Origin of the sequence: Peptoclostridium sp. (assembly GCF_009881055.1) — a bacterium.
Classification (GTDB): Bacteria; Bacillota; Clostridia; order Peptostreptococcales; family Peptostreptococcaceae; genus Peptoclostridium_A.
This window is the reverse complement of record NZ_WXFG01000026.1, coordinates 1-11,694: the sequence shown is the minus strand read 5'-3', so window position 1 is coordinate 11,694 and position 11,694 is coordinate 1. Positions and strand designations below refer to the sequence as shown.

Below are 11,694 nucleotides of genomic sequence, written 5' to 3'. Positions count from 1 at the left end.
AGCTCACTTGCATTAATCAATGCATAACAAATTTAAGCTTCCCTGCTTAACACTTCAAGTATGTCCTCTTTTGAAGCCTTTAGCCTTGGTCCTCGCTGTGTGCACTTTATTGCTGCGCAGGCGTTTGCAAATCTTGCCGAATCTGCAGCAGTCATTTTGCTAATAAAAAACGCATATATGAAGCCTCCTATGAAAGAGTCCCCGGCGCCTGTAGTATCTACCGCCTCAATATCAATTGCTGGAATCTCAGCTAATCCTTCCTCTCCAAAAACAAGCGCTCCATTTTCTCCTAAAGTAAATACCAACCCGTACTTTGGCCTGTACTTATCGTATATGCTGTTTCCGGCGCTGAGGTAGTCATCGCTCCCTGCCAGCTCCAAAAGGCCCTCCCTGCATGCAAATATCACGTCTGCCAGAGAGAACATCTCCTCAAGCTCCTGACTGCTTGCATTGCATAATGACATGAAAGAAGGCGCACACTGCAGGTTGACTGCTACTGGGATGCCCTCCTCCTTGCACAGCCTTGCCAGCTTTATAGCCGGCTTTACAGGGAACATATCAGTGTAGAAAAGTTTTATGCCTTTTAGCATTTCACTGCCCACATCGTCCGCCCCAAGCTCCAGCAGGCTGTCGCCCAAATTGCAATATATGGCCTTATCTCCTTTTTTATCTACCGTTATAAATGTATGCAGCGATTCACCGCCCTGCTTTACTTTAACGTACTCAGTCTCCACTCCGCTGAGCTTTATGTCTTCGAGAAAAAGCCCTCCGTAGTGGTCATCGCCAAGCTGTGCCACAAGTGACGTTCTGATATCCATGTTGCTTAGCGTTACGAGAACATTTGCGCAGCTTCCACCCGGCATAAGCTTTTCACAGTGTATGAATGAAAAACCATCCTCCTTTGGCAGATTCTCGCACTGCATTACTATATCCATGGCCGACGCACCAAGACCTAATATCTCAACACTCATGAAAACCCCCTCTTTCTCTTTTGAATGTATAGCTAACCCATCATTTCAAGGAATGCGCCTATGCGTACCCTCAGCATCTCTGCATCATTTTGTGAATAGTCCGTCTCCAGGTGTAAAAAAGGTAAGCCCAGCTTATCTTTAGCAAGCCTTGCCACATGATTCGATTCTATGTTGTACGTGTGGCAGCCCTGCCACGTAAGGTCTATTATGCCGTCTATGCTGAATTCCTTGACTATTTCCTTGATTAGCTCCAAGCGCCCATCGTTTGGTGACATTATGGAGCATGGTATCTTTAGATATTTCTCAGCCAGAAGGAGCAGCGGATCCCTAGTGTCATTCTCGTCAATGTAAAAACCAAGTGTCTTGTAGCCGCCGCAGCTTTCCATGTTGACTACAGTCCCTCCGCTTTCTTCGACTATTGCAACCACCTTTTCACTGCCAATGCCTACGGGAGTTCCGGTAAGGAGTATCCTCGGCGCATCTTCGGATACAGCGTGCTTTCCTTTTGCCGCCTCCGATAGAATATCGCCGCAGAGCTTGTGTATTAGCCTGACGCGCTCCTCTCTGTCGCTGTGAAAGCCTATCTGCCAGGATACCCTCAGCAGCTCCATTCCCGATATAAACGCCGGCTTTGCCCTGTTGAGGTCATAGAGCCTCTTTAGAGCCTTCTTTTCCTCGTTTACAGTGTGTATTGCCCTTCTTAAATCTTCGTCGCTTATGCTCGTTTCAAGATACTCTTCAAGTGCGACCTTCAGGCGTTTCATCTCTGCGTACATCAGCTCAAGAGAAGACTGCGATTCCTGATTCTGGGGCATATTCATCACATGAACCTTCTTGAATTCCTTCATCAGTTCGAACATCTTCTTTTTGCCGTCACAAGTTGTTTCACCTATGACCATATCCGAAAAGTAAAAGTACGGACATGCGTCTGTCACGGCATAGCCATAGGAGGATTTGATAAGCGGGCACAGGTTTCTCGGCAGGTGCTTTTCAGCATCTGCTATTGGCTCCTCTCGCGTACCGCAAAGTCCAACGCCTATGGCTCCCGCAGCCAGCACAAGCTCCCGGGGGCCGTATGTGCAGTATAGCCCCACCACTTTCTGGCCTCTCTCCTTGGCCTCCTTTAGAAGCATCATATTTTTTTCCTTCATTTCCCTAAACGATTCAAACAAGTCCTGTTCCATAGCCTACTCCTTTTTAAAGCTGCCATGCAGCCTTACCGCATCCATGAAATGAATTACGTTTTCCTTCGACGTGCCAAGAGGCACTCTGCAGCCAGTTCCCACGACATACCCTTTGGGATTGTCTCCCGCCTTTGATATGCAGTCTTTCACCGCCTGGTATATATCTTCCCTGCCGCCGCGGAGCATGATGTCAACCGGCGGTACGTTTCCGCCTAGCGATACCCTGCTTCCTATGGCTTCTCTTGCATCCGCAAGGTCTACCATATTGTCCAGGCTTATGCTTGATGCCCCTGCATCCGCCATGTGATTCCATATTCTCCTCGTGTCGCCGCATATGTGCAGTGAGTAACCCTTGCCGTAATTCTTCCTGCTCCACTCGCCTATTCTAAAAAGACAGGGTTTAACAAACTCTACAAAGTCCCTTTCGCTTATCACAGTGCCTGATGCGAGCGGCTCGCCTATTCCACAGCCAAAGCCTCTTCTCCAACACTCCTCCATGTAGGCTATTACTCCTGTAGTTGTTATCTCAAGCAGGCCGTGGACAAGCTCGGGGCTCTTTCTCATGTCCCGGAGCAGCTGACCTGTGCCCCTCAAAAATGCAGCCGCTGTGAATGGTCCTCCTATGCCGCTGCCAACCCCCACAATATGACCTATCCTATCCCTTATAATTTCAAGCGCCTCGATGAAAACCGGCAGTCTGCCGTCCCTTGCCGGGTCCGGCGGCTCCAGCATATCTAAATCTCCATGATTTTTAATTATCGGCTCTCCCATCTGGGGTATATCATTCCGGAAATATACGAGCCTGGCCCCCATGGCCTCCGGCAATGCAAACTGGTCCGGACCAACTCCCACGCCGTCCTGGCCATACAGCATGAATCCCTTTGTCTGCGCAAGCGCCATTAGCCTTGGATCGCCCAGATAGTCCTCTATGCTTATCCCCAGAACCCTTGCAGGCTGCTCGCCTATTGAGGGCTTTGCCTGGAGCCTGTCATAGGCCATACCCTTGGAAATGGCACTTGCTCTTTGCAGCGGTGTCATCTCGTCTCTGTTCCACTCTAGCTTCATAGTCTTCTTCCGCTTCTTTCAGAAATCACAACCGCAAAGAGTATTATCAGCCCAACTAGAAGCTGTTGACAGTAGGATGCTATTCCGTTTATTGTAAGGCCGTTTCTTACAACCGAAAGGAAAAGCCCTGCTATAACCGTGCCCGCCATGCTTCCATGACCGCCTTTTATGCTCGTTCCTCCAAGTATGACCGTGGCTATGGCGTCAAGCTCGTACATATACCCTGCCAGCGGGTCTGCGCTGTTTAACCTGGCTGTGACAATGAGCCCCGCAAGCGCCGCCGTGAAACCTGAAATCATGTATATGGCAGTCTTGTAATAATCCACGCTTACGCCCGTTCTCCTAAGGGCCTCCTCGTTGCCTCCTATGGCCATCGTGTAATACCCCAGCCTAGTTCTCCTTATCGTGGTCCACGCTAGCGCAACCACTGCAAGCGTAATTATAACAGGCACAGGCATGCCTATTACGCTGCCGCTTCCAAGCCATGTGAATTCAGTGGGAAAGCTGTATATGGGTATGCTCTTTGTGAGTATCAGCGTCAGCCCCCTGAATACAGACATGGAGGCCAGAGTAACTATGAAAGGATTTACCTTGAGCCTTGAGACCATGAGTCCATTCGCACCGCCAAGAAGCGCTCCTGCAAGCAGCCCCGCTGCCGCCGCAGGGAATACGGGCAGTCCCGCCTTTAGCAGCAGGGCAATTATGACGCCGCATACAGCAGCTGCCGCCCCTACGGAAAGGTCTATCCCGCCGCTGCTTATCACATAAGTCATGCCTGCTCCTATTATTATGTTTATTACACTCTGGTCCAGAATATTCCTCATGTTGTCCCACTTGAGGAAAAACGGCGACGATATGCTAAGACCAGCCACGGCTGCAACAAGCACTACCATCAAAAGCAGCTGGTGAAAGCTGCTGCCTGGCTCTATATTCACTTTTCTTATTTTGTCAGTCAAAGTCATCTCAGCTTACCCCTTCCATGCCGGTTATTAGTCCCACAACCTCGTTGTGCGAGGACTCCCCTGTAGAAAGGTCTCCAGCAACTCTTCCCTGCCTCATCACAACAACCCTGTCGGACAGCGAAAAAACCTGTTGCATGTTGTGAGTTATTATTATTATTGTGTAGCCCTGGGTTTTAAGGTTTAAAAGCAGCTCTATCACCTGCTGTGTCTCCTTAACCCCCATGGCTGCGGTCGGCTCATCAAGTATTAGTATCCTGCCGCCCTGCTTTATAGCCCTGCCTATGGCAAGAGCCTGCCTTTGGCCCCCGGATAAGTTTCCTGCAAGCAGGTCCATGTCAGATATTCCAATCCTGAGCTTTTCTATTAGCTCTCGACTTTCCCTTTTCATCCTGGCCTTGTCCACAAATATGCCTTTTCTAAGCGGCTCCAGACCAAGGAAAATATTCGAGCTTATGTCCATGCAGTTCACAAGCCCAAGGTCCTGATATACAGTCGCTATCCCATTCTCTATAGCCTCTGATGGCGTGAAGAAGTTGTGTTCCACCTTATTTATGCATATTTTTCCTCTGTCAGGCCTTTCGGCTCCCGAGAGCATCTTAATTAGCGTGGACTTTCCTGCGCCGTTGTCGCCAACAATCGCAGTAATCTCCCCTGCGTAAAAATCAACGGACACATTTTCAATTGCCCTAACATGTCCGAATGATTTGCTCAGATTTTCAACTCCCAATATGTGCTTTTTTCTGTCCGCCATGTCATTGACCTCACTGCAGTAAATTTCATTTTACAATTACAAATTATACTTATTATGAATAAAAATATGAAATCGAAATAATTTATTCATTTTTTGTAATATATAGACAAATTTTATGTCGTCTGCGCAAAAAGGCTCCTGCGACTTAAAATCTAGCCGCAAGAGCCTTTTAATCTTTGTATGCATTGCAAACCGAACCTTGGATTCTTTGTCCCCCTGAAACTTATTTTATTTATTACTTGAAGTAGCTCTGGACGAAATCCGGAACAGATTCTTCATCGAAAGTCCCGTAGAATCCTTCCTCTATTCTTTCTGTATACACCCCTATTATATACTGATTGTCACTCTTGTATCCGTCAGCGAACGTATCAAGGCACTCGGCTATCTGCTGCTTATCCCTGGTTTCGAATCTCTTTATGGCCTTGCCGCCCTTCGCTTCATTGTCTTCAATAGTGTAAGCATCGGAGTTGCTTCTCTTTTCCACCACAATATAGCTTACGTCCTCAGGCATTATGACCGCTCCCCTGAGGTATCCCTTCTGCTCCAGCCAGTTTCTGGTCTTGTCGAAGCTTTTGTTGTATGTGAAATAAAGAGTCTTGTTGTTAGACAGCATAATATTTACGCTTGATGTGCAGCCCCTTGTATTCTCGAGCTCATCATAGGTAGCGTCCTTTATGTCCCCTCCTGCAATCTCCATGAACTCCCTTATCTCCGACGGGTCCACTATGGAAACGCCATTTACCCTGCTGCTTTGATTGGGGCTTAGCGTTATCTTTTCCACATTCTCCGGAGACACCTTGAGTATTCCATAGTTGGCCCTCTTGTACTCCATGGACTCGTATATAGGCTTTAGAAAATCCCTGTACTCATCAAGCTGCACGTTGTAATCCCTCACAAGCCTTTTGCCGCCTTCAAGCTCATATGCTATGCTTATTCTCGCTGAGTTCTTATCGGAATTCCTGCTCTCAAAAGCTCGCTCATCACCCGCCATCTTCTTGTGCATTGCTATCACATTTTTTATGTTTTCGGCGCTTGTGTAAAAAGACGCTTCATCATAGCCATCGATATACGAATATATGCCGTACCCCATGTATACCCTGTCCACTTCATCTGCCTGCGGTATACTTTTTTCAAATCCCATTACGTCCAGCTTGAGCACTCCAAAGACCAGCACTGCTGCAGCCACAAAACCCACATAGCCTATAAATGTTTTATAATCCAGTATTGAGAATGATTTTTTGAGTATCATCTGCACGACCACATAGCCTATTACGGAGCCTGCAGCATAGCCGAACACCATCCAGCCCATGCTGTCGCCCGTCTGCCCGAAGAAAGTGCCTCCAAGCAGCATGGAACAGAACGTAACTCCGTATTTGAATACCGGCTCGAACACGTCAAACGCAACCGCCCTGGAGTAGGACTCGGTCTTTCTTATCCTGTAGAGCATTACTGCAGCCGCTGCCATTACTATGCACGCCGCTACATAACCTCCTATCTCCATTGGTTTCAGTGTGAATTTCGAACTTAGCTCTGCCATCCTTGCAAGCGGAGAAAAATACATCATTTTCTGCGTCATGTAGTAGTCCGCGCTGAAGCCGTGCATGAATGGCTCTATGTTCAGTATAACGAGCGTGCTCAGGCCGATGGGAAGGAACAGGTATATGTACGTCAGCGCGCCCTGCATCACCGATATTCCCGTAGTCATTCCCACAAGCACGCTTGCAAGGAGCAGCGTCATGTTGAAGAGCACGCTTATGTACATCCAGTTGAGCACAGCATTTAGCGTAAAGTACTCCTGCAGCCCTATGTAGCTTCTTATGGCCATGCATATTATGCCGGTTGCAACCACAGGCAGCGAGCAAAGCAATGCCCCCACGGCCAGCTTCGAGTTGAACACAGCATCCCTGCAAACCGGAAGCGAGTGGTACATGTCCGCGCTCCGTTTTGACTGCATGTACCTGAACAGGAACACCCCCGCAAGAATCGGCACCACCGCCATGAGCATCATGTCAAAACTCCTGAATCTGAATATCATAGCCAACGGGTTGTCAGCTACTGTAAAGGACCCGATTTCTTCCAGATAGCCGGCCTTCATTATAAGCTGTATAGGCACTGCAAGGGAGAGCATTACAAAATACCCTATGAAGGCCCAGGTGAACCTTTTAATGTCGTTTAAGAATACGGCCCTGCTAAATAAAGACGTCTTTAATCGCATATCCTATATCCCCCATTTCGTATATGAATATCTCCTCGAGAGTCAGAGGCAATATGTCGAGTATCACAGGCTGAAGCTCCCTGAATCTCGAAATCACCTCTGCCTTTCTGCCCTTTACTATGAGCATGCTGACACTCCCACGCTCTTCCCGATAGAGCACGTCCATACCCTCGTAGAGCCTCGGCCCTACCATATCCCTGAAGGCGACCTGTATCTTGTGCACGTCCGACTTGAAGTCGTCTATATCCTTTTGCGCCACCATCTCACCCCTGTGGAGTATGCCAATTGAGTCGCATATGTCCTCAAGCTCCCTCAGGTTGTGGGAGGATATGACTACACTCATGTCCCTTTGAGCCACATCCTGTATAAGCAGATTCTTGACCCTCTGCCTTACCACCGGATCCAGCCCGTCAAGGGGCTCGTCGAGCACCAGAAGGTCCGGCATCATGGAAAGCGCCAGCCAGAATGCCACCTGCCTTTGCATTCCCTTTGAGAGCGACTCTATCTTCTTGCCCGTGTCTATCTGGAAAACTTCCTTAAGCTTCTCATAGCGCTCGTCGCTGAAGTTTTCATATACTCCCCTGTAGAACTCCGCCATGCCGTCTATTGTGTGCTGGGGCAGGAAATACGGGCTGTCCGGTATGAAAATCACCCTCTGCTTTAGGCCCTCGTTTTCGAACACCTCCTGGGCGTCTATCTCCAATCTGCCCTTGTCCTGTCTGTATATACCCGAGAGTATCTTAAGGAGAGTAGTCTTGCCCGCGCCGTTAGAGCCTATAAGGCCGTATATGCTTCCTCTTCTGACATCTAGATTGACGCCGCTGAGTGCCAGCACGTCATGGTACGATTTCGAAACGCCTTGAGCCCTAATCATCTCCCTCACCCCTTTTTCCGTTATCTCCGACATTTTCTATGAGCTCTATAAGCTCCCCCTTGTCGGTTCCCATGAATATAAGCTCCGACACTATCTTTTCCAGCTCTGCCTTCAGCTCGTTCATCTTTTCAATATTCACCCCGCTTTTAGATTCGCTCACGAAGCTTCCCTTGCCTGGAATGGAGTATATGTACCCCTGCCGCTCAAGCTCCCTGTAAGCCTTTTGTATTGTGTTCGGATTTATAGTCAGCTCCTTAGCCAGAGTCCTCACTGCCGGCAGCTGCTCGTTTTCTCTTAACATGTCGCTTATTATAAGCTTCTTTAGCTTCTCCACAAGCTGCTCGTATATCGGGACGCGGCTTCTCAAATCAAGCTCAAACATTTATTCACCTCTTTCGCATTAACTGTATTATTATAATTAGTACAGTTGTTACAGTTAGTATATCCTCTGTTTCCATTTTTGTAAAGCCCTTTACAAGAAATATTTCCAGCCAAAAAATAAAAATAGCACTACAGCTGTTTTTCAGCCATCAGTGCTAACTAAAGTATCTTCCCGTATTCTGTTACTCTGCTTTCCTAATCAAGCGACCTGACCTGCGATGCCATAAGGCTCATTGCTAACCCTTTATGTCGATGTGCCTGCCCCTGTTGGGATCCACAGCCACAGTCTCTATCATATCTGTAATTTTGGCTGCAGTTTCCTTTCCTGCATCCATTGCCATCTTCATTACCGCAATCCCCGCATCCTGCTGTACCTTTGACTGGTTCATAACTATTGACAGTGCTGCTATGTCCATATTCTCGCCTCCGCATTTTTCTTATTAAATCTATTATATCATGTTATCCTTCCTAGAGTTCATCACGGTTTCTTCCATTGGTGTCAAGTATTCGAATATGTTCATAAGCCCTTGTCAGGCTTTGCTATTTTTAGTCACCAGAGCTTTAAGTCATGACATCGACTATCCAGCCGATGTGTTTTTCTCTGGCCTTCTCGGTAATCTCTATTACTGCTGCCGGAGGAAGCTCCGCAATTGTCCTGCCCGTTTCCCCGTCTGTAATGACGGTATTCTTGAGACCCGAGCGTGTATCCATGTATGTTGAAACCTGTATGTCCTTGTGATGGAGAAGCTTTGCCAGATGCTGCAGCGCCGCCTCATGGGCCCTCTCTCCGATTTCTTTCCTTCCCTGCGCCTTGCTCTGCTGCTCAATTTCTTGCACGGCCGGAGTTTTTATTTCTGGCAGGGACTTGATTTCCACCGTAGGGTATGAGTGCCCTGAGACAGTGCCTAGGTTAATAGTTGACATCAGCATTCACTCTCCTTTGATAATTTATTCGAGCAACAGCATAAAGGAATTACCGTTTTTAAAGTATACCCATATAACCAATCTCTAATTCAAATGCAATAATATCATATGATTTTGATTTTAGTTGTGTCAACATCAAATTCACTGCAATATGCCAAAAACAATGTCCAAATACTTATTCTCCAATAAGTTCATACGCTCTTGGCAGGCTCAGCTATTTTTAAACCAAGCGCACTATTCTCTGAATATAGTTTTAACGAATAGTTATCCAGATAAAAAGAAGAACCAGTCCGAAGACTGATTCTCCCATAAGTTCGTAAGCTCGTGTCAGGCACGTCACTTAAATTATCTTAGAAGCTGAAGAACTCCTTGAGGTTGTTGATTTGCTTGAGCCAGCATAGCTTGAGCAGCTTGGCTAAGGATGTTATTCTTTGAGAACTGCATCATTTCTTTAGCCATGTCTACGTCTCTAACTCTTGATTCAGCTGCTGTTAAGTTTTCAGAAGCTGTTCCAAGGTTAGCTATTGTGTGCTCTAATCTATTTTGGAATGCACCAAGTTTTGAACGTTCTGTTGAAACTGATTTTATAGCCTCATCAATAACTTTAACTGCATCAGTAGCCTTAGCTGCACTTGATAAATCTAGAGCATACTCAGTTCCACTTGTAACATCTTTAGTTATTTGATTATCTGCTCCAGATGCAAATGCAGCATCACCAGCACCGGCATCCGCGTCAGCTCCCGCACTAGTGCTTGCAATTCCTAATGCAACTGCTCTCATATCATTAACAGATAATGATACTTGTTGGTCGTTATTTGCTCCAACTTGGAATGTTAACGTACCATTTGTTCCATTTGAGCCTTCAGCTACTTGAGTTGTTGTAGGATTTGTTCCACTCTTAAATTTAATCTGCCCATCTCCTGCTTGACCATCAAAACTTCCACCAACTCTAGCTGTAATTGTAAGTCCTTCACCACCATCACTAGTGAAATCAAACTCAGCTATTGATAAAGATGGATCTGCTCCACGCATAGTTTCGAATGCAGCTTTTAAACGATCTCCTAATTCATTTGGATCAGAAGTCATTGTAGCAAGCTTGATAGTTTTAGTACCAGCATTAACTACATCTGCACTACCATCATTATTATTTGCCACTGTCGCATCATATGATATTGTATATTCAGTTCCACCTATCGTTAATTTAGTGTTACCAGTTGCACCTGCAACAATACCTGTTAAATCAAATTTTACACTTTCTTGTACTGCTCCAGAAGTACCTGCACCCTTAGCATCGCCATTTAATAATTTTTTTGTATTAAATTCTGTGTTGTTACCTATTCTGTTAATTTCTTCAGTTAGTTGGTTAACTTCTTTTTGTATTTGTGAACGGTCATCTGCAGTATTAGTATCATTTGATGCTTGTACTGCTAACTCTCTCATTCTTTGAAGAATTGAGTGAGTTTCATTTAATGCACCTTCACCTGTTTGAACCATAGATATAGCGTCTTGTCCATTTCTTGATGCTTGGTCAAGCCCTCTTATTTGTCCTCTCATCTTTTCGGATATAGCAAGACCTGCTGCATCGTCTCCAGCCTTATTAATTCTTAAGCCAGAAGAAAGTTTCTCCATTGATTTTCCTGCTGCTGCAGTGTTACCCATCATATTTCTGTGAGCATTCATTGCGTTCATATTGTGGTTGATTATCATTGTTACTACTACCTCCCTGTTTTTGTTTTGCGGGCTTCCTTTCCCGCAATTGATATATATCAAGCCTTGCGGCGTGATAACGAAAATAAAAAAAAGCTGATATGTCCATTCAAAATCCATTTGAATCGGACTAATCAACTCTTCCTTGAGTAAATTATATTATGTAATATTGTATGTTTTATGGTTTTTACATATGTCATAATGCATTGATATAATATGTTACACGCAAGCCATAGCCTGTTTCTTTTCAAGGCTCTCTTCGTATATCTCCCCACGCGTAATCGGATACTCCCTTGGAGCATCTATTGCAAGTCTCAAATTTCCATTTTCACTCTTGACCACCTGCACCTTTATATGGTCTCCAATCATTACATATTCTCCTGGCTTCCTGCCTAAAACTAACATTTCGGTTCCCTCCTGAATATTATATGTTTTGTTAATTATTTATCAATATTTACGCAATTGGATTACGCCTGCCATAAATGGTTGTATGCACCAACACAATTAATATATTACTACTCATTCCCATTACTTTAAAATGTACACATAGCATTGGACACAGATTCTAAAAAATAAGATAAAATAAGAATATGAGCAGAATGAGAAGAAACTGGACCCCTGAGGAGAAAGCCGCAATCGTGCTTGAACTCCTTCGCGAAG

General features: G+C 45.8%; 12 protein-coding genes. All 12 read right to left on the bottom strand.

All coding sequences use genetic code 11. From position 1 onward, the window contains the following. Positions 1-32: 32 nt before the first annotated feature. The 12 genes from GT589_RS06955 to GT589_RS06900 all read right to left on the bottom strand — a co-directional run bounded on the left by GT589_RS06955 (position 33) and on the right by GT589_RS06900 (position 11,439). Positions 33-971 (bottom strand): carbohydrate kinase family protein, encoded by a 939-nt coding sequence (locus tag GT589_RS06955; RefSeq protein WP_293397967.1) that lies wholly within the window; start codon positions 969-971, stop codon positions 33-35. 32 nt (positions 972-1,003) lie between these two features. Beyond that, entirely contained in the window at positions 1,004-2,155 is a 1,152-nt protein-coding gene (locus GT589_RS06950; RefSeq protein ID WP_293397966.1) for a double-cubane-cluster-containing anaerobic reductase, read from the bottom strand. Between the two features lie 3 nt (positions 2,156-2,158). Then, a complete protein-coding gene (locus GT589_RS06945) occupies positions 2,159-3,220 on the bottom strand; it encodes a uroporphyrinogen decarboxylase family protein (RefSeq protein ID WP_293397965.1) in 1,062 nt (353 codons plus the stop codon). After that, positions 3,217-4,182 (bottom strand): ABC transporter permease, encoded by a 966-nt coding sequence (locus GT589_RS06940; RefSeq protein ID WP_293397964.1) that lies wholly within the window; start codon positions 4,180-4,182, stop codon positions 3,217-3,219. The genes GT589_RS06945 and GT589_RS06940 overlap by 4 nt, the downstream gene beginning before the upstream one ends. 1 nt (position 4,183) lies before the next feature. Next, a complete protein-coding gene (locus GT589_RS06935) occupies positions 4,184-4,933 on the bottom strand; it encodes an ATP-binding cassette domain-containing protein (RefSeq protein WP_293397963.1) in 750 nt (249 codons plus the stop codon). 235 nt (positions 4,934-5,168) lie between these two features. Continuing rightward, complete coding sequence (locus tag GT589_RS06930; protein WP_293397962.1) at positions 5,169-7,148, bottom strand: DUF6449 domain-containing protein; 1,980 nt, start codon at positions 7,146-7,148, stop codon at positions 5,169-5,171. Next, positions 7,123-8,022: an ABC transporter ATP-binding protein gene (locus GT589_RS06925; RefSeq protein WP_293397961.1), complete on the bottom strand. Its 900-nt coding sequence runs from the start codon at positions 8,020-8,022 to the stop codon at positions 7,123-7,125. Before GT589_RS06925 ends, GT589_RS06930 begins: the two co-directional genes overlap by 26 nt. Next, positions 8,015-8,404 carry a GntR family transcriptional regulator gene (locus GT589_RS06920; protein WP_293397960.1) on the bottom strand — a complete coding sequence of 130 codons (390 nt, stop codon included), beginning with the start codon at positions 8,402-8,404 and terminating at the stop codon, positions 8,015-8,017. Before GT589_RS06920 ends, GT589_RS06925 begins: the two co-directional genes overlap by 8 nt. A gap of 235 nt (positions 8,405-8,639) precedes the next feature. Beyond that, a complete protein-coding gene (locus tag GT589_RS06915) occupies positions 8,640-8,819 on the bottom strand; it encodes a YjfB family protein (protein WP_293397959.1) in 180 nt (59 codons plus the stop codon). 145 nt (positions 8,820-8,964) lie between these two features. After that, on the bottom strand, positions 8,965-9,327 hold the full coding sequence (locus GT589_RS06910; protein WP_293397958.1) for a flagellar protein FlaG: 363 nt from the start codon (positions 9,325-9,327) through the stop codon (positions 8,965-8,967). Positions 9,328-9,672: 345 nt separating this feature from the next. Further along, positions 9,673-11,154, bottom strand: coding sequence for a flagellin N-terminal helical domain-containing protein (locus tag GT589_RS06905; protein ID WP_330582882.1), 1,482 nt, complete (start codon positions 11,152-11,154; stop codon positions 9,673-9,675). A 99-nt stretch (positions 11,155-11,253) separates the two neighbouring features. Beyond that, positions 11,254-11,439 (bottom strand): carbon storage regulator, encoded by a 186-nt coding sequence (locus tag GT589_RS06900; RefSeq protein WP_293397957.1) that lies wholly within the window; start codon positions 11,437-11,439, stop codon positions 11,254-11,256. Positions 11,440-11,694: the final 255 nt, after the last annotated feature.